Here is an 18038-nt window from a genome sequence, read left to right as displayed (position 1 = left end):
CGATAACCAGTGTCGGCTGTGCCGGCCTCATCCGAGCACCACCTCGTGCTCGGCCGGCTCGACCGCCGCCTGCGTCGCCGTCGGCCGGACGCGCCGCCGCACTGCCCGCCCGCCGGCCGCCAGCAGCGCCACCACCAGGAACGAGCCGATCGCCACCAGCACCACCGAGGCGCCCGGCGCGGTGTCCGCGGTGGCGGCCACCCAGATCCCGGCCCCGGCGGCGAACAGGCCCAGCGCCATGGCCGCCGTCATGGTCGACCGGAAACCGCGCGTCACCTGCTGGGCGGTGGCCACCGGCACCACCATCAGCGCGCTGATCAGCAGCACCCCGACCGCCCGCATGGCGATGGTCACCGTGATCGCGGTACCCACCGCGATCAGCAGGTTCAGCGCCCGCACCGGCAGGCCGGAGACCCGCGCGTACTCCTCGTCGTGACAGACCGCGAACAGCGCCGGACGCAGCACCAGCATGGTCACCAGCAGCACCGCGCCGAGCACGCCGATGGTGACCAGGTCGGCCGGCGACGTCGTGGTCAGCGACCCGAAGAGGTACGCGTTGAGCGACCCGCTGCTGGCGTCGGAGAGCCCGACGAGCATCACGCCGCCGGCGATGCCGCCGTAGAACAGCAGCGCCAGCGCGAGGTCGCCGGAGGTGCGCCCGTACGCGCGGACCAGCTCGATGACGACCGCGCCGAGCGTGGCGGCGAGCACCGCCACCAGCACGGGGGAGCGGTTGAGCAGCAGCCCGGCGCCGACGCCGGTGAGCGCCACGTGACCGATGCCGTCACCGATCAACGCCAGCCGGCGCTGCACCAGATAGATGCCGAGCGCCGGGGCGGCCAGCCCGATGACGAGCGCGCCGACGAGCGCGCGGAGCATGAAGTCGTACTGGAAGAGGTCCATCTCAGATGCCTGTCCAGAGCCCGGCGGGCTCCTCGTCGCAGTGCGGGTGCACGTGCTCGTGGTCCGGGTCGGCGTGGTGACCGGCCGGCTCGGGCACCGCGCCGTCATGGGCGATCCCGCCCCGGTGCACCACCACCGCCCGGCTGATCAGCGGGCGCAGCGGCCCCAACTCGTGGGCGACGAGCAGCACCGTGCCGCCACCGTCGCGGAACATCCGCAGGGCACCGGCGAACGCCTCCTGACTGGCCGCGTCCACCCCGGCGGTCGGCTCGTCGAGCACCAGCAGCTCCGGCCCGCCGGCCAGCGCCCGGGCGATCAGGACGCGCTGCTGCTGACCGCCGGAGAGGGTGGCCACCGGATCACCGGCCCGGTCGGCGAGCCCGACCGCGCGCAGTGCCTCCGCCACCGCCTCCCGGTCGGCCCGCCGAGCCGGCCGGAGCACCCCCCGGCGGGCCAGCCGCCCGGACGCCACCACCTCGGCCACCGTGGCGGGTACGCCGCCGCCCGCGCCCAGCCGCTGCGGGACGTACCCCACGCGGTGCCACTGCCGGAAACGGCGCTGGGGGGTGCCGAACAGGGTGACCGACCCGGCGCCCAGCGGCACCAGGCCGAGCGCGGCGCGGACGAGCGTCGACTTGCCGGAGCCGTTGGCGCCGAGCACGGCGACCACCTCGCCGGCGGCCAGCGCCAGCGAGACGTCGCGCAGCACCGGCCGGCCGTCGTAGCCGACGGTGGCGTGGGTGATCTCGAGTACGGGTGCGGTCATGAGCAGTCCAGGGCGGTTCGCAGGGTCTGGAGGTTGGCGCGCATCGCGGAGAGGTAGTCGCCCTCGGCCGGCGGGCCCTCGATCGGGTCCAGGACCGCGGTGCGCGCACCGACCTCGCGGGCGATCGTCTCGGCGACCTTCGGGCTGACGAGCGTCTCGAAGAAGATCGTGCCGGCCCGGTGCTCCCGGGCCTCCTCCGCCACCTCGGCGAGCCGCTGCGGGGACGGCTCGGACTCGGGGGTGAGGCCGGTGAGACCGATCTGCTCCAGCCGGTAGCGCTCGGCCAGGTAGCCGAAGGCGGTGTGACTGGTCACGATCTCCCGGCGCTGGCAGGTGCGCAGGCCCTCGGCGTACTCGGTGTCGAGTGTCGTCAGCTCGTCCCGCAGCGCGCCGGCGCGGGCGGTGTAGTCGGCGGCGTGGTCCGGGTCGACCGCGCCGAGGCGCTCGGCGAGCCGGTCGCCGACGGTGGCCAGCCGGGTCGGGTCGAGCCAGAGGTGCGGGTCCTTGCCGCCGCCCTCCTCGTGCCCGGCCTCCTCCTGGTGCCCGTCCTCGCCCTCGTGCTCGTGGCCGCCGGCGGCGGCGTCGCGCAGCGGCGCCACGCCCGCCACGTCGAAGGCGCGGTCGCCGCCGTTCTGCTCGACCGCCTCGTCCACGGCCGGCTGGAAACCGGTCAGGTAGACGATCAGCTCGGCGTCGACCACCTGGCCGACCTGGCGGGGGTTCAACTCCAGGTCGTGCGGCTCCGCGCCGGGCTTGGTCAGGTTGCCGACCACCACCCGGTCGCCGCCGATCCGCTCCGCGAGGAACTGGAGCGGGTAGAACGCGGCCACCACGTCGACCCGGTCCGGGTCGCTTCCCCCGCCCCCGCCGTCCGAGCAGGCGGCCAGACCACCGAGCGTGAGCAGGGCGGCGGTGGCGGCGGCGAGGACGCGGGGCGTGGCACGAGCGGTCATGGGACCAACTGTCCGCGATAACGAAAATTATTGTCAAAAACGCATGATTGCATGTCTGCGCAGGTCAACCGGCGCTACTCAGCCGACCAGCAGCTTGGCCAGCGCCACCGCGATCAACAGGGTGAGCATCAGCAGCCGGAGCATCCGCGTCGCCGGCGCCTGGACCGGCCAGGTGACCGACATCAACCAGACCAACCCGGCGGCCAACGCCAACAGCAGGACGCCGCCGGCCGGGCCGGGCGCGAAGAGGCCCACAAGCACCAGCACCAGCGCGGCGAGGAACACCGCCGTCGGGTTGAGCCGGGCCAGGCGGGACAGCACGGGACTCTGCGTACGCTGCATGCCACAGACTCTACGAGGAGGAACGCCGTGCTGGTCACCAACCGGTTCGTGGTGGAAGCCGAAACGGTGGACGAGTTCACCCGGGAGGCGCACGCGGCGCTGGCCGCGCTCGCCGCCCGACCCGGCTACCTGCGCGGCGAACTGCTGCGGGCGCTCGACGACCCGGCCCACTGGTGTCTCATCACCGAGTGGGAGTCCGTCGGGGCGTACCGGCGTGGGCTCGGCGGGTTCGACGTCAAGATCACCGCCGTGCCGCTGCTCGCCCGATCGGTGGACGAGCCGTCGGCGTACGAGACGCTCGCCAGCGCCGCCCCGCAGGGCGAGATCGTCGTCGCCGCAAGCGATCGTGCCGCAGGTCCTTACCGCTGACTCCCGGGGCACTACCCTGGCGCGTATGACCGCTCCCGGACCGGCCGCGCCGCCCCCGCCACCCGTGCCGCCCGGCGCACCGCCGGCGGACCCGGGCGTGCCCGCGCCGCCGCCCGGTCCCGGCGTCGCCCCGCCGTTCGCCGCCCCGCCGACCGAGGGGCGGCGAGCCCGGCTCTGGCTCGCCCTCGGCGTCGGCGCACTGGCCGTGCTGCTCTGCTGCGGCGGGGGCGGCGCCGCGGTGATCGGCCTGGGCGTGAGCAACGTGCAGGCCGTCGGGGAACAGGGCCGGGCCGTCACCGACGACTACTACCAGGCGCTCGTCGCCCGGGAGTGGACCAAGGCGTACGCCCAGCTCTGCGACGACGCCCGGCGGCGCGAGTCCCGGCCCGAGTTTGTGCAGCGGGTCGCCACCGAGCCGCAGATCTCCGGCTACCGGGTGGGCAAGGTCGACACCACCACGCTCACCGTGCCGGTGGACGTCACGCTCGCCGGTGGCCGCCGGGAGGCGCAGACCGTGACGCTGGCCCCCGACCGGCAGACCGGCGGCATGGAGGTCTGCGGGGTGAGCTGACCGGGCCCCGGTATTCTGCTGGGCTCGGGACCGAGGCGGTCGTACCGTGGTCCCATTCCATCCGACTCGACCGCGCCGACCGCCAGCCGGCGTAGGAGGAAACATGCCAGCCGACCGAATTGACGCCGTCGTCAGCCTCGCCAAGCGCCGAGGCTTCGTCTTCCCCTCCAGCGAGATCTACGGGGGCACCCGGTCGGCGTGGGACTACGGCCCGCTCGGCGTCGAGCTGAAGGAGAACGTCCGCCGCCAGTGGTGGAAGACCATGGTCCAGCAGCGCGACGACGTCGTCGGCCTCGACTCCGCGGTCATCCTGGCCCGCAAGGTCTGGGAGGCGAGCGGCCACATCGCCGAGTTCGTCGACCCGCTCACCGAGTGCCAGTCCTGCCATCGGCGGTTCCGCGCCGACCACCTGGAAGAGGCGTACGAGGCCAAGCACGGCAAGCCGCTGACCTCGCTCACCGAGCTGAACTGCCCCAACTGCGGCAACAAGGGCACCTTCACCGAGCCGAAGATGTTCAACGGCCTGATGAAGACCTACCTGGGCCCGGTGGAGAGCGACGAGGGCCTGCACTACCTGCGCCCGGAGACCGCCCAGGGCATCTTCGTCAACTACAAGAACGTGGAGACGGTCGCCCGCAAGAAGCCGCCGTTCGGCATCGCGCAGACCGGCAAGTCGTTCCGCAATGAGATCACCCCGGGCAACTTCATCTTCCGGACCCGCGAGTTCGAGCAGATGGAGATGGAGTTCTTCGTCGAGCCGGGCACCGACGAGCAGTGGCACGAATACTGGCTTCAGGAGCGCTGGAACTGGTATCTCGACCTGGGCCTGTCCGAGGAGAACCTGCGCTTCTACGAGCACCCGAAGGAGAAGCTCTCCCACTACTCGAAGCGCACCGTCGACATCGAGTACAAGTTCCGGTTCGGCGGCAGCGAGTTCGCCGAGCTGGAGGGCATCGCCAACCGCACCGACTTCGACCTGTCCACGCACAGCAAGCACTCCGGCGTCGACCTGTCGTACTTCGACCAGGGCAAGGGCGAGCGCTGGATGCCGTACGTGATCGAGCCGGCCGCCGGCCTGACCCGCGCGGTGCTGGCGTTCCTGCTGGAGGCGTACGACGAGGACGAGGCGCCGAACACCAAGGGCGGCGTGGACAAGCGCACCGTCATGCGGTTCGACCCGCGGCTGGCCCCGGTCAAGGTGGCGGTGCTGCCGCTGTCCCGCAACGAGGCGCTCTCGCCGAAGGCCAAGCAGCTCGCCGCCGACCTGCGCAAGCGGTGGGTGGTCGAGTTCGACGACTCGCAGGCGATCGGTCGCCGCTACCGCCGGCAGGACGAGATCGGCACCCCGTTCTGCGTCACGGTCGACTTCGACACGCTCGACGACGACGCGGTGACCGTCCGCAACCGGGACACCATGGCCCAGGAGCGCGTGGCGCTCACCCAGGTCGAGCGCTACCTGATCGAGCGCCTCCCCGGCTGCTGACGTGTGTAAGGCGGGGGCCCCTCTTAACGCATTTGGTAGAGGAAGGGCCCCCGCTTAACACCCCGCCGCCGGGGCGGCCTGGACCGCGACGGCGGCGGCGAGACCGGGGCGGGAAGCGTGCGCCTGCTCCACCGTCCGGCGTACCCGCCGGGGCTCGCGGCGGATCTGCGCCGGGGTGAAGTGCAGGGTCATCACCCCGAGCCGGCTCAGCTCGTTGTGGCGGTCGAGCGTGCGCGCCCAACCGTCCGGGCTCAGGTGGTATTCCCGCGAGTCGACCTCCAGCGCCAGCGCCGACTCGGCAAGATAGCCGTCGGGTGTCGGGAGGGTGCACCCGTCACCTGTCGTCAGTCGTGGGTTCCACAGGATCTCCGGGAGCAGCCGGCTCCCGGCGAGACAGTCCCGCAACTCGGCCTCCGGAGCGGAGCGGGCGCCGGCGGTCACCTCGTGGAACGCCTTCCGGATCAGCGCCGTACGGCTGCGCCGGGCCCGGATGATCTCCTCGTCCAGGGCGGCCAGGTCGGTGAAGCTCCGTTGGACGGCCTCGGCCACGATCGCCCGTACCGTCCGCAGGTCGCGCAGGTCACGGGCGGCGTCGACGACGGACCGCGCGGGCGAGCAGACCGGGTAGTGGGCGGTCGCCCGCGCGTTCGGATCGAGCGACAGGGCCCGGGACACCAGCACGTGACCTGTCGACTTGCGGCTCGTCGAATGCGGAACGAGCAGGTGTACGTCGGTGGTCCGCGGGCTGTATCGGAAGCCGTACCAGGAGAGCGCGGACAGCCCGGTCAGTTGGGCGCCCCGGCCGGCGTACAGGGCGGCGGAGATCCGCCGCTGCTCGTCGGTGAGCACGCCGGTGACCAGGGCATAGGTCGCCGGCAGCACGCGCTGCCAGCGGCCCCGGCGGGTTTGTCGGTAGATGAACATGTCGTCGTAGCCGGCTTGCAGCAGTTGGACGCGCGTGACCAGGTCCTGCTGGCGGTGCGCGATGTCCGCCAGCCGGGGCGGGTGATCGACCATGCGGCAAGCGTGGGCGACGGGCGGGTGTTCGTGCTGCCCGTCGCCCACGTCCTGTGGATACCGGCCCGCTTGTGGAAACCCCGCACCTCCCACCGGCGCTGTGATATGCGCCGGTGTTAAGCGGGGCCCCCGCCTATGCAGAAAGCGTTAAGCGGGGGCCCCTCCTTACACTTGGGCGGTGGATGAGCTGAAGATCGGGCCGTATGCGGTGTGGCCGCCGGTGGTGCTCGCGCCGATGGCCGGGATCACCAACGTCGGCTTCCGGCGGCTCTGCCGGGAGCAGGGCGGCGGCATCTACGTCTGCGAGATGATCACGACGCGGGCGCTCGTCGAGCGGAACCCGAAGACGCTGCGCATGATCGCCTTCGGCGCCGAGGAGAAGCCCCGCAGCCTCCAGCTCTACGGCACCGACCCGGAGATCACCGCCGCCGCCGTGCGGATCGTGGTCGAGCGGGACCTCGCCGACCACATCGACCTGAACTTCGGCTGCCCGGTCCCGAAGGTGACCCGGCGGGGCGGCGGCTCGGCCCTGCCGTGGCGACGCCGGCTGTTCGCCCGGCTGGTCCGGGCCGCGGTGGACGCCGCGTCACCCGCCGGGGTGCCGGTCACGGTCAAGATGCGCAAGGGCATCGACGACGACCACCTGACGTACGTCGAGGCCGGGCTGGCCGCACAGGACGCGGGCGTCGCCGCGGTGGCCCTGCACGGGCGTACGGCCGCGCAGCGCTACTCGGGGACCGCCGACTGGGACGCCATCGCCACGCTCAAGGCGGCGCTCGACGTGCCGGTGCTCGGCAACGGCGACATCTGGGAGGGCGAGGACGCGCTCCGGATGGTCGCCCACACCGGGGTCGACGGCGTGGTGGTGGGGCGTGGCTGCCTGGGCCGGCCGTGGCTCTTCGCCGACCTGGAGGCCGCGTTCGACGGCCGGGTCGACCGGCGGTTGCCCACCCTCGGCGAGGTGGCGGTGACCATGCGCAGGCACGCCGAGCTGCTGGTGGAGCAGTTCGTGGCCGGGGCGCGCAACCCGGCCCGGGGTGAGCGGGACGGCTGCACCGACTTCCGCAAGCACGTGGCCTGGTATCTGAAGGGCTTCCCGATCGGCGGCGAACTGCGTCGCTCACTCGCCATGATCGAAAGCCTGGCGCAGCTCGACGACCTGCTCGGCAAGCTCGACCCGGCCGTACCCTTCCCGGTCGAGACGCTCGGCCAGCCACGAGGCCGCACCAACTCCCCGGGGAAGGTCTTCCTGCCCGACGGCTGGCTGGCCAGCCGCGACGACGACACCCCGCCGGAGGGCGCCGAGCTGGACGACTCCGGCGGCTGACGCCGAAGGGCCCGACCCCCGTTCGGGGTCGGGCCCTCCGCTGTCGGTCGGTCAGTCGGTCAGGAGGTCGAGTAGCCGCGGGTGGCGATCCAGTCGGCCAGGTTGTCCACGCTCATCCGGTAGGAGGCCATGTTCGGGTTGGCACTGTCGGCGATGGTCACGACCTTGCCGTCGTCGCGGTAGCCGATGACGCTGATGTAGTGGCCGCCCTCGAAGGAGTGGGTGTTGCCGTCGGTGTCGGTGGCGGTGCCGACGATGTTGGCCACGACCGCCCGACCGTTGTCCACGGTCTTGACGATGTCGGCGCGCAGCGTCTCGGTCTGCTTCTCGTCCGCCTTCGAGCTGCGGATCTCCACCGAGCGGTAGGCGTTCTTGGCGCCGGTCTCCTTGTTCAGCACCGGGGTGATGTCGTTGATGCTGTTGGTGCCGCTCTCGGTGGTGCCCATCTCGCGGGCCATGGCGTCGACGTCGATGTTCTTGCCCTGCACGGACAGGGCGTTGCGGGCGGCGGCGGGGCCGCAGAAGTAGAAGTTGGGCTGCGCCTCGTAGCGCACGTCCAGCTCCCGCTCGCCGTGGCCGCCCTTGCGGTCGGCGACGACGACGGCGGCCTTCTCGGCCGGAGCGGCGTGGGCGGCGATGGCGGGGCCGGCGATGCCTCCGGCGGTGGCGGCGATACCGGCAGCGGTCAGAACGGTCTTGCGCAGCAGAGTGGTAGCCATGATCGGTTGCCTCCCTGGTCGGGGGTACGCGGCAGGGTGCGCCGCATGGGGAGAAAGAGTGCGGTGGGGCATCGGCTCGGGGGTGTAACGACCGGCGGCCCGGGGTCATTCCCCGCCGGCTCCGGCCGGGCACGGGGTGGCTGGCGAGCGGGTGCGGCGCGGTCAGCCATGTACAACACGCCGACCCCGACAGCGATTCCGCCGCCACGGTGACGCCCACCACCCGCCCACCCGCCCACGCTGCGACGAATGTCCCCAGCGTCCGTTTCAAGCCCGCCCCGCCTCAGCCCCACCCAACGCGGATTCACGGAAAGAGGGGCTGTCCGAGCTCGTTTAGCCCCTCTTTCCGTGAAACAGGCCGTCGGGGCGGGTGGTGGGGTGGGGGCGGTCAGCGGGTGGTGGACGCGCTGTCGCGGGTGGGCTGGGTGGGGACGGCGGCGTGCGGCCAGGGGATCTCCGGGGCGGGGTGGAAGGTGATCCCGGCCGTGGCCCAGCGCGGGCCCTGGCCGGCGAGCCGTTCCCGGAAGCCGGCCCAGTCGTGTGTCGAGCGGGCTGACCAGCCCAGCTCGGCGATGGCGGGCAGGCGCGGGAAGAGCATGAACTCGACCTCGGCGCGGTTGGTGACCGACTCGGTCCACAGCGGCGCCTCCACACCCAGCACGGCCTCGGCCGGTACGCCGTGGACGTGACTGCCGGGATCCCAGTCGTACGCCCGGCGCACGTCGATGAGGCCGGCCCAGTCGTGTCCGATCGGTGTGTCCGGGGCGTACTTCATGTCCAGATATGCGTGGTTGGCCGGGGAGAGGATCAGTCGAGCGCCCCGGCGTACCGCGTCGGCCGTTTCCGGGTCGTCGCCGTTCGTGCCCCACCACTGGAGGACGCGCCCGTCGGTGTGCCCGGCCGGGGCGAGCTGGTGCCAGCCGACGACGGTCTTGCCGGTGGCCGCGACCAGGGACTGGGCCCGCTCGACGAAGGCCCGGTAGCTCTCCGCCGGCACCTTGAACGCCTCGTCGCCGCCGAGGTGCAGCCACGGACCGGGGGTCAGCGCGGCCACCTCCCCGAACACGTCGGCGACGAAGGCGTACGTCCGCTCGTCGGCTGGGTCGACGTAGCTGAAGCCGACCTCGGTGTCCGTGTACGGCGGCGGCGCGATCTTGCTGGGGGCCAGCTCGGGGTAGGCGACGAGCGCCGCGTTGGTGTGCCCCGGCAGGTCGATCTCGGGTACCACGGTCACGTGGTGGCGGGCGGCGTACGCGACGATGCGCCGGTAGTCGTCCCGGTTGTACCAGCCTCCAGGGCCGCCGCCGACCGCGGTGGCGCCACCGACCTCGGCGAGCCGGGGCCTCGAGTCGACGGCGATCCGCCAGCCCTGGTCGTCGGTGAGGTGCAGGTGCAGGTGGTTGAGCTTGTACCGGGACAGGTGGTCGATCACCCGCAGCACGTCCGCCACCTCGAAGAAGTGCCGGGCGACGTCGAGCATGACGCCCCGGTAGGCGAAGCGCGGCCGGTCGACGATCGTGCCGCCGGGGACCGTCCAGCGCTCTCCGGTCGGGGTGGCGCTCTCGATCGCCGCGGGCAGGAGCTGCCGCAGCGTCTGCGCGCCGTGGAGCAGGCCGGCCGCCGTGTCGGCCGTGATCCGGACGCCGCCGGCCGTGACGTCGAGGCGGTAGCCCTCGGCACCGAGCCCAGCACCGTCGGCCGACCCTGCGCCGAGCCCTTGGCCCGCCTCGCCGTCCGCCCCTGCGCCGAGCCCTGCGCCGGGCCCGCCACCGTCCGCCGACCCGCCGCCGTCCGGCCATGCGCCTAGCCCTTCACCCGGCCCGCCGGCGTTCGACGCGAGGGTGAGCGTCAGCGGGCCGTCCGCGTCGGGATCCGTGGTGTCGGTCACCGGGAGCGGGTAGCCGGTGGCCGGGCGCAGCCAGCCGGCGAGCTGCTCGGCCACGTCGCGGCCGGCGGGGCCCACCCGCAGCACCGCGCCGGCGCGCAGGGTGAAGTCGCCGGCCGGGTCGGGCCGGACGTGCTCGGGGGCGGGCACGACGTCGTGGAGGCGGACCGGCGCGGGCGGGGCGAGCAGGTCGGCGGCCCGGTCACTGGCGACGCCGGCCAGCCCGGCGGCGTCCGTGGGCACACCGGGCAGGCGGTGGACAGGGGTCGGACCAGCCGACGTCGGGCCGGTCTCGGGGCTGGTGGGGCTGGTCGGCACGGCAACGCTCCGAGGGGGTATTCGTGCGGGATATGGCAAAGGTGAGGTTCGGCGATATCCAGTGCCGTCAAGGGTACGAGGTGAATCGGAATTGCGTGTTCCTGCTCGTGGAAGCGTTCCCAAAAACCGGTACGGACGCGGGCAGGGGTGACTGTTGTGCCAATAGTCACCGAACGGTCCCAGGTCCCGCGAAGGTCGCTTAACCTTCGCCCACCGATCGCTGACGAGCCGGGATTACCGGTGGTAGCTCCCGGGGTAGGTCCGAACTGAACCTTCGTTAAGTGTCAATGGCGCGCGTGGGAGGCTCTGGTGGCATCGCAAGGAACGGTCGAGCACAAGTACGTCTACGACTTCGCCGAGGGCAACAAGGACCTCAAGGACCTGCTCGGTGGCAAGGGGGCCAACCTGGCCGAAATGACCAACCTCGGGCTGCCCGTCCCGCCCGGCTTCACCATCACCACCGAGGCGTGCCAGGCGTACCTGACGACCGGGCGCGAACCGGACGGGCTGGCCGGGCAGATCGAGGCGCACCTGGAGGTGCTGGAACGCGAGATGGGCCGCCGCCTCGGTGACCCGGACGACCCGCTGCTGGTCTCCGTACGATCGGGCGCCAAGTTCTCCATGCCCGGCATGATGGAGACCGTCCTCAACGTCGGCCTCAACGACCGCAGCGTCATCGGCCTGAGCAAGCAGGCCGGGCAGAACGACAGGTTCGCCTGGGACTCCTACCGGCGGTTGATCCAGATGTTCGGCAAGACCGTCTGCGAGGTGCCCGGCGAGGAGTTCGAGCACGCGCTCGACGAGGCCAAACGCGCCAAGGGTACGCACGACGACCTCGACCTGGACGCCGACGACCTGCGCGGGCTCGTGGACCGATACAAGAAGATCTTCGCCAAGCACACCGGGCGGGAGTTCCCGCAGGAGCCCCGGGAGCAGCTCGACCTGGCCATCCGCGCGGTCTTCGACTCGTGGAACGCGGAGCGGGCCGTCCTCTACCGCCGGCAGGAGCGCATCCCGGCCGACCTCGGCACGGCGGTGAACGTGGTGACCATGGTCTTCGGCAACCTCGGGCCGGACTCCGGCACCGGCGTCGCGTTCACCCGCGACCCGGGCAGCGGCGCGCAGGGCATCTACGGCGACTACCTGGCCAACGCGCAGGGCGAGGACGTGGTCGCCGGCATCCGCAACACCGTGCCGTTGCAGGAGTTGGAGCAGCTCGACAAGACCTCCTACGACGAGCTGCTCGGCATCATGGCCCGGCTGGAGGAGCACTACAAGGATCTCTGCGACATCGAGTTCACCATCGAGCGCGGCAAGCTCTGGATGCTCCAGACCCGGGTCGGCAAGCGCACCGCCGCCGCCGCGTTCGTCATCGCCGGGCAGCTCGTCGACGAGGGCCTGATCGACCTGGACGAGGCGCTGCACCGGGTCAACGGCGCGCAGCTCGCCCAGCTCATGTTCCCGCGCTTCCAGCTCGACCACGACTTCGAGCCGGTGGCCACGGGCATCGGCGCGTCGCCGGGCGCCGCGTCCGGCAGGGTGGTCTTCACCTCGGCCCGCGCCGTCGAGGTGGCCGCCGAGGGCGAGTCGGTGATCCTGGTCCGCCGGGAGACCAACCCGGACGACCTCACCGGCATGATCGCCGCGCAGGGCATCCTCACCTCGCGCGGCGGCAAGACCAGCCACGCCGCCGTGGTGGCCCGGGGCATGGGCAAGACCTGCGTCTCCGGGGCCGACGCGCTGGAGGTGAACGTCCCGGCGAAGAAGTTCACCGTCGGCGGGCACACCGTCGTCGAGGGGGACGTCGTCTCGATCGACGGCACCACCGGCAAGGTCTACCTGGGTGAGGTGCCGGTCACGCCGTCCGAGGTGGTGCAGTACTTCGAGGGCGAACTCGACCCGGAGACCACCGCCGATCCGCTGGTCCGCGCCGTACACCGGATCATGACGCACGCCGACTCGGCGCGGCGGCTGCGGGTCCGGACGAACGCCGACACCGGCGCGGACGCGGCGCGGGCCCGGCGCTTCGGCGCCGAGGGCATCGGCCTGTGCCGCACCGAGCACATGTTCCTCGGTGACCGCCGGGAGCTGGTCGAGCGGCTCATCCTCGCCGGCGGTGGCCGGGAACGGGAGGACGCGCTGGCCGCGCTGCTGCCGTTGCAGCGCGACGACTTCGTGGAGATCTTCCGGGAGATGGACGGCCTGCCGGTCACGGTGCGGCTGATCGACCCGCCGCTGCACGAGTTCCTGCCGCCGCTGGAGCAGCTCGCGGTGAACGTCGCGGTCGCACAGGAGCGCGGCGAGGACGTGGCGAAGGAGGAGGCGCTGCTGTCCGCCGTCCGGCGGATGCACGAGGAGAACCCGATGCTGGGCCTGCGCGGGGTCCGGCTCGGCCTGGTCATCCCGGGCCTGTTCGCGATGCAGGTCCGCGCCATCGCCGAGGCTGCCGTCGCGGTGGCCCGCGACGGCGGGTCGGCCCGTCCGGAGATCATGGTGCCGCTGGTCGGGGCCGTGCAGGAGCTGGAGACGGTACGCGCCGAGGCCGAGCGGATCATCGCCGAGGTGGTCGGGGACAGCGGCGTCGAGGTGCTGATCGGCACAATGATCGAGGTGCCCCGGGCGGCGCTCACCGCCGGGCAGATCGCCGAGGCGGCCGAGTTCTTCTCCTTCGGCACCAACGACCTGACCCAGATGGGCTGGGGCTTCTCCCGCGACGACGTGGAGGGCGCGTTCTTCTGGCGCTACCTGGAGCTGGGCATCTTCGGCATCTCGCCGTTCGAGTCGATCGACGCGGACGGGGTCGGCCGGCTGGTCCGGATCGCCGCCGAGGAGGGCCGGGCGGCCCGGCCCGGGCTGAAGCTCGGCGTCTGCGGCGAGCACGGCGGCGACCCGGACTCGGTGCACTTCTTCCACTCGGTCGGGCTGGACTACGTCTCCTGCTCGCCGTTCCGGGTGCCGGTCGCCCGGTTGGAGGCCGGGCGGGCGGCCGTCAGCACGACCGGTTCCGACTCACGCTGAGCACGCCCGCGCGGGCCGTCGGTGACCACCGGCGGCCCGCTGGCGCGCCGATCCGGGCACTCCGGCGTAACCTGAGCTTCCGCCACGTGTCGATCAGGAGGGGTGGCCGCATGACCGCCGTCTGGGAGAACCTGACCGTCGATGCCCAGGACCCGTCCCGGCTCGCCCGCTGGTGGGCGGAGGCGCTCGGCTACCAGGTGGTCACCGACAAGCCGGACGAGGTGGAGATCCGCCGGACTCCGGACACGCTCCCCGGCCTCGTCTTCGTCCCGGTGTCCGGGACGAAGCAGGGAAAGAACCGGCTGCACATCGACCTGCGCCCGACCGACCTGGAGGCCGAGGTGGAACGGCTCGTCGACATGGGCGCGCGGCACGTCGACCTCGGGCAGGGCGACGTGGAGTGGACCGTGCTGTCCGACCCGGAGGGCAACGAGTTCTGCGTCCTGCGCGAGCGCAGTCGCGACCGTCCCGTCTGAGGTGCACGCCGACGACGCGGCCCGGCTGGTCGCCGAGACGCCCAAGGACACCGGGTACGGTCGGTCGCCGTTCGAGCGGGACCGGGCCCGGGTGCTGCACTCGGCGGCGTTCCGCCGGCTCGCCGCGAAGACCCAGGTGCACGCCGCCGGCACCGACGACTTCCTGCGTACCCGGCTGACCCACTCGCTGGAGGTGGCGCAGGTCGCCCGCGAGATGGGCGCGCGCCTCGGCTGCGACCCCGACGTGGTGGACACCGCCGGGCTGGCGCACGACCTGGGTCACCCGCCGTTCGGCCACAACGGCGAGTACGCCCTGGACGAGCTGGCCGCCGCGTGCGGCGGCTTCGAGGGCAACGCGCAGACGCTGCGGGTGCTCACCCGGTTGGAGGCCAAGGTGCTCACCCCGGACGGGCGGTCCGCCGGGCTCAACCTCACCCGGGCGACGCTCGACGCGGTCGGCAAATACCCGTGGCCGCGCCGGCCGGGAGAACGTAAGTTCGGCGTGTACGCCGACGACCGTCCGGTCTTCGACTGGCTGCGCGCCGGGGCCCCGCCCGGTGGCCGGCGCTGCCTGGAGGCCCAGGTGATGGACTGGGCCGACGACGTGGCGTACTCGGTGCACGACGTCGAGGACGGCATCCACGGCGGGTACGTCGACCTGCGCCCGCTGCTGGCCGAGGAGGACGAGCGGCGGGCGCTCTGCGCCGACGTGGCGTCCGCCTACTCCGGGGAGGCGCCGGAGGACCTCGGCGAGGTGCTGGCCGAGCTGCTCGCCGACCCGGCGCTCGCCCCGCTCGCCGCGTACGACGGCAGCCATCGGGCGATGGCCGCGCTGAAGGCCACCACGAGCGTGCTCACCGGCCGGTTCGTCTCGACCGTGGTGGCCGCCACCGAGACCCGCCACGGCGCCGGGCCGCACCGCCGCTACGCCGCCGACCTGGTGGTGCCGCGCCGGATCCGGGCGCAGTGCGCGCTGCTCAAGGGCATCGCCCTGCGCTACGTGATGCGCCGCCCGGGCTCCCGGGGCCGCTACGACAGGCAGCGGGCGATCCTGGCCGAGTTGGTCGCCGCGCTGCTCGACCGGGCCCCGGACGCGCTCGACCCGGTCTTCGCCCCGCTCTGGCGCGACGCCGCGGACGACGCCGCGCGGCTGCGCGTGGTGATCGACCAGGTGGCCTCGCTCACCGACCCGGCGGCGCTGGCCTGGCACGCCCGGCTGGTGTCGCCGAGCTGACCCGCGCCACCTGTCCGCCCGACCGGCAGGTTAGGGTAGCCTAAGCCGCATGACGGAACGCCCGAAGTCGCTCACCGCCGCCACGGTCGTCCGGACCGCTCGGCCCACCCCGCACCTGATCCGCCTCGTGCTGGGCGGCACCGAGCTGACCGGCCTGCCGGTGGGCGCGTACACCGACCACTACGTGAAGTTCGTCTTCCCGCCGGACGGCGTCACCTATCCGCACCCGACCGACCTCGCGACCATCAAGCGGGAGTTCCCGGCGCAGCAGTGGCCGCGGCTGCGCGCGTACACGGTGCGGGCCTGGGACGCGACGGCCGGTGAGCTGACCGTGGAGGTGGTCCACCACGGCGACGAGGGGCTGGCCGGCCCGTGGGCGGCGGCGTTGCGTCCCGGCGACCGGGTGTTGTTCACCGGGCCCGGCGGCGCGTACGCGCCGGACCCGACGGCCGACTGGCACCTGCTGGCCGGCGACGAGAGCGCGCTGCCGGCGATCGCCGCCGCCCTGGAACGGCTGCCGGCCGGCGCGCCGGCCCGGGTCTTCGTCGAGGTGGCGGGTCCCGCCGACGAGCTGCCGCTGGCCGGCGCCGGCGCGGTCGAGCTGCGCTGGCTGCACCGGGCCGGGCGTCCGGCCGGCGCGGCGCTGGTCGAGGCGGTCCGGGCGCTGGAGTTCCCGCCCGGTCGGGTGCACGCGTTCGTGCACGGCGAGGCCGGCGCGGTCAAGGAGCTGCGCCGCCTGCTGCGGGTGGAGCGCGGCGTGCCCCGGGCCGACCTGTCCATCTCCGGCTACTGGCGGCGCGGCCTGGACGACGAGGGCTGGCGCTCCACGAAGCAAACGTGGAACGCCGAGGTGGAGGCCGAGGAGTCCGCCGCCGTCGCGGCCTGAGCCGGGCTTCCTGATCCGTTCCGCCCCGCCGTGGCCCCCGGTCCGCCGAGGATGGGGCCATGGCGGAACAGGTACGGGACCGGCCCGCGACGCAGCCGGCCGACCGGGTGGTGCTCGGGCTCGGTGTGGCCGGGGTGCTGGCCGTGGTGGCCTGGGGGGTGTTCGCGCGCGGTTCCCTGGCGTCGTTCGGCACGGCCGGGCTGGACTGGACGATCACCACGTTCGGCTGGTTCTTCGTGGTCGCCGCCGACGCCTTCCTGGTGCTGGCGGTGGTGCTCGCCGCGTCCCGGTTCGGTCGGATCCGGCTGGGCGCCGACGACGACGAGCCGGAGTTCAACGGGCTGGCCTGGATCGCCATGATGTTCAGCGCCGGCATGGGCATCGGCCTGGTCTTCTTCGCCGTCGCCGAGCCGATCGAGCACTACGCCGCGCCCCCGCCCGCCTCCGGCGTCCAGCCGCAGACCGGCGGCGCCGCCGCGGCGGCCATGCAGTACACCCTCTTCCACTGGACGCTGCACCCGTGGGGCATCTACGCGATCGCGGCGTTGGCGCTCGCCTACTCGACGTTCCGCAAGGGGCGGGGCAATCGGATCTCGTCCGCGTTCGCGCCGCTGCTCGGCACGCGCACGGACGGTCCGATCGGCCGCGCGATCGACCTGTTGGCCGTCTTCGCCACCGTGTTCGGCTCGGCGACCAGCCTCGGGCTCGGCGCGCTCCAGGTGGCGGCGGGTCTGGACCTGGTAGCCGGCGTGCCGGACAGCCGGACCGTCGAGCTGGTGATCATCGGAGCGCTCACCCTGGCCTTCGTGTTCTCGGCCTTCTCCGGCCTGCACCGCGGGGTCAAGTGGCTGTCCACCACCAACGTGCTGATCGCCGTCGTGCTGATGCTGTTCGTGTTCGTGGTCGGTCCCACCGTCTACACGCTGGAGGTGCTGCCGGCGGCCGTCGGCGACTACCTGAGCGGGCTGGTACGGATGTCGACCCGGACCGGGGCGTTCTCCGACCCGGCCTGGCTGGGCTCCTGGACGATCTTCTACTGGGCGTGGTGGATCTCCTGGGCGCCGTTCGTCGGCACGTTCATCGCCCGCATCTCCCGGGGGCGTACGGTGCGGGAGTTCCTCGTCGGGGTGCTGCTGGTGCCCAGCGGCGCCAGCGCGGTCTGGTTCGCGGTGATGGGCGGCACCGCGCTGCGCACCCAGGCCACCGGCACCCGGGATCTGGTGGCCGACGTGGGCGCCGGTTCGGAGCAGGCGCTGTTCGGCCTGCTGGACGCGCTGCCGCTGGGCACGGTGACGAGCGTGCTCGCCATGGTGCTGATCGCGCTCTACTTCGTCACCAGCGCCGACTCGGCGTCCCTGGTGCTCGGCTCGCTGAGTTCGCGTGGGGCGTTGCGGCCGCACCGCGCGGTGGTGGTGCTCTGGGGCGTACTCATCGGCGCGGTCGCGGCGGCGCTGCTGCTGGTCGGCGGCCTGGACGCGTTGCAGCAGGCCACCATCATCGTCGCGTTGCCGTTCGTGGTGGTGATGCTGGGCCTGCCGTGTCCCTGGTCCGGGAGATGGCCGCCGACCCGAGCCTGCGTGCCGGGGCCCGGCCGCGCCGGTCGGGCCTGGCCGCCGCGGTGCGTGCGGCCCGGTCGTACGAGGAGGAGGAACCACCGCCGGTCACCCGCTGGCTGCATCACCCCCGGCGCTGAGCTCGATCGAGCCGTTCCCACGGATCGGCGACGCCCCGGCCGTCCGCTCGGCCTGAGCCGGCGGGGGTGGGCGTCGTG

15 protein-coding genes and 1 pseudogene are annotated in these 18038 nt (G+C 72.9%); 9 read left to right on the top strand and 7 right to left on the bottom strand.

Annotated features, from left to right (window positions below; translation table 11 throughout):
- Window positions 1-27: 27 nt before the first annotated feature.
- The 4 genes from O7613_RS18560 to O7613_RS18545 form a co-directional block, all read right to left on the bottom strand.
- Entirely contained in the window at window positions 28-903 is an 876-nt protein-coding gene (locus tag O7613_RS18560; protein ID WP_281587153.1) for a metal ABC transporter permease, read from the bottom strand.
- A 1-nt stretch (window position 904) separates the two neighbouring features.
- A complete protein-coding gene (locus O7613_RS18555) occupies window positions 905-1669 on the bottom strand; it encodes an ABC transporter ATP-binding protein (RefSeq protein WP_281587154.1) in 765 nt (254 codons plus the stop codon).
- The gene (locus tag O7613_RS18550) at window positions 1666-2622 is read right to left on the bottom strand and encodes a metal ABC transporter substrate-binding protein (protein WP_282289441.1); all 957 of its coding nucleotides are present in this window, start codon (window positions 2620-2622) and stop codon (window positions 1666-1668) included. The genes O7613_RS18555 and O7613_RS18550 overlap by 4 nt, the downstream gene beginning before the upstream one ends.
- A gap of 78 nt (window positions 2623-2700) precedes the next feature.
- Window positions 2701-2964, bottom strand: coding sequence for a DUF6703 family protein (locus O7613_RS18545; protein ID WP_282289440.1), 264 nt, complete (start codon window positions 2962-2964; stop codon window positions 2701-2703).
- A gap of 27 nt (window positions 2965-2991) precedes the next feature.
- Between O7613_RS18545 and O7613_RS18540 the strand changes: the two genes are divergently transcribed.
- The 3 genes from O7613_RS18540 (at window position 2992) to O7613_RS18530 (ending at window position 5387) form a co-directional block, all read left to right on the top strand.
- Window positions 2992-3333: an antibiotic biosynthesis monooxygenase family protein gene (locus tag O7613_RS18540; RefSeq protein WP_281587157.1), complete on the top strand. Its 342-nt coding sequence runs from the start codon at window positions 2992-2994 to the stop codon at window positions 3331-3333.
- Window positions 3334-3430: 97 nt separating this feature from the next.
- Window positions 3431-3904, top strand: coding sequence for a hypothetical protein (locus tag O7613_RS18535; RefSeq protein ID WP_281590136.1), 474 nt, complete (start codon window positions 3431-3433; stop codon window positions 3902-3904).
- 103 nt (window positions 3905-4007) lie between these two features.
- Window positions 4008-5387, top strand: a complete 1380-nt coding sequence (locus O7613_RS18530) for a glycine--tRNA ligase (protein WP_281587158.1) — start codon at window positions 4008-4010, stop codon at window positions 5385-5387.
- Between the two features lie 54 nt (window positions 5388-5441).
- On the opposite strand, the gene O7613_RS18525 is transcribed toward O7613_RS18530, so the two are convergent.
- Window positions 5442-6404 (bottom strand): type IV toxin-antitoxin system AbiEi family antitoxin domain-containing protein, encoded by a 963-nt coding sequence (locus O7613_RS18525; RefSeq protein WP_281587159.1) that lies wholly within the window; start codon window positions 6402-6404, stop codon window positions 5442-5444.
- Window positions 6405-6582: 178 nt separating this feature from the next.
- Between O7613_RS18525 and dusB the strand changes: the two genes are divergently transcribed.
- The gene (gene dusB / locus O7613_RS18520) at window positions 6583-7731 is read left to right on the top strand and encodes a tRNA dihydrouridine synthase DusB (RefSeq protein WP_282289439.1); all 1149 of its coding nucleotides are present in this window, start codon (window positions 6583-6585) and stop codon (window positions 7729-7731) included.
- Between the two features lie 59 nt (window positions 7732-7790).
- On the opposite strand, the gene O7613_RS18515 is transcribed toward dusB, so the two are convergent.
- On the bottom strand, window positions 7791-8450 hold the full coding sequence (locus O7613_RS18515; protein ID WP_282289438.1) for a C39 family peptidase: 660 nt from the start codon (window positions 8448-8450) through the stop codon (window positions 7791-7793).
- A gap of 388 nt (window positions 8451-8838) precedes the next feature.
- Entirely contained in the window at window positions 8839-10578 is a 1740-nt protein-coding gene (locus tag O7613_RS18510) for a family 20 glycosylhydrolase (RefSeq protein WP_282289437.1), read from the bottom strand.
- Window positions 10579-10962: 384 nt separating this feature from the next.
- Here O7613_RS18510 and ppdK point away from each other — a divergent pair, with 384 nt between their 5' ends.
- The 5 genes and pseudogenes from ppdK (at window position 10963) to O7613_RS18485 (ending at window position 17960) form a co-directional block, all read left to right on the top strand.
- Complete coding sequence (ppdK, locus tag O7613_RS18505) at window positions 10963-13671, top strand: pyruvate, phosphate dikinase (protein WP_282289436.1); 2709 nt, start codon at window positions 10963-10965, stop codon at window positions 13669-13671.
- A 110-nt stretch (window positions 13672-13781) separates the two neighbouring features.
- On the top strand, window positions 13782-14147 hold the full coding sequence (locus tag O7613_RS18500; RefSeq protein ID WP_282289435.1) for a VOC family protein: 366 nt from the start codon (window positions 13782-13784) through the stop codon (window positions 14145-14147).
- 1 nt (window position 14148) lies between these two features.
- Window positions 14149-15381: a deoxyguanosinetriphosphate triphosphohydrolase gene (locus O7613_RS18495; protein ID WP_282289434.1), complete on the top strand. Its 1233-nt coding sequence runs from the start codon at window positions 14149-14151 to the stop codon at window positions 15379-15381.
- A 49-nt stretch (window positions 15382-15430) separates the two neighbouring features.
- Window positions 15431-16267, top strand: coding sequence for a siderophore-interacting protein (locus O7613_RS18490; protein ID WP_281587165.1), 837 nt, complete (start codon window positions 15431-15433; stop codon window positions 16265-16267).
- A 59-nt stretch (window positions 16268-16326) separates the two neighbouring features.
- A pseudogene (locus O7613_RS18485) lies at window positions 16327-17960 on the top strand (BCCT family transporter).
- The last annotated feature ends 78 nt before the right edge of the window (window positions 17961-18038 follow it).

The organism is Micromonospora sp. WMMD975, from assembly GCF_029581215.1.
Classification (GTDB): domain Bacteria; phylum Actinomycetota; class Actinomycetes; order Mycobacteriales; family Micromonosporaceae; genus Micromonospora.
The sequence above is the reverse complement of the archived record's forward strand: the minus strand, read 5'-3'. Positions and strand labels throughout refer to the sequence as shown.

Coding starts and splice junctions, on each gene's coding strand:
- O7613_RS18560 (WP_281587153.1), bottom strand. CDS start 903: ATGGACCTCTTCCAGTACGACTTCATGCTCCGCGCGCTCGTCGGCGCG.
- O7613_RS18555 (WP_281587154.1), bottom strand. CDS start 1,669: ATGACCGCACCCGTACTCGAGATCACCCACGCCACCGTCGGCTACGAC.
- O7613_RS18550 (WP_282289441.1), bottom strand. CDS start 2,622: ATGACCGCTCGTGCCACGCCCCGCGTCCTCGCCGCCGCCACCGCCGCC.
- O7613_RS18545 (WP_282289440.1), bottom strand. CDS start 2,964: ATGCAGCGTACGCAGAGTCCCGTGCTGTCCCGCCTGGCCCGGCTCAAC.
- O7613_RS18530 (WP_281587158.1), top strand. CDS start 4,008: ATGCCAGCCGACCGAATTGACGCCGTCGTCAGCCTCGCCAAGCGCCGA.
- O7613_RS18525 (WP_281587159.1), bottom strand. CDS start 6,404: ATGGTCGATCACCCGCCCCGGCTGGCGGACATCGCGCACCGCCAGCAG.
- O7613_RS18515 (WP_282289438.1), bottom strand. CDS start 8,450: ATGGCTACCACTCTGCTGCGCAAGACCGTTCTGACCGCTGCCGGTATC.
- O7613_RS18500 (WP_282289435.1), top strand. CDS start 13,782: ATGACCGCCGTCTGGGAGAACCTGACCGTCGATGCCCAGGACCCGTCC.
- O7613_RS18490 (WP_281587165.1), top strand. CDS start 15,431: ATGACGGAACGCCCGAAGTCGCTCACCGCCGCCACGGTCGTCCGGACC.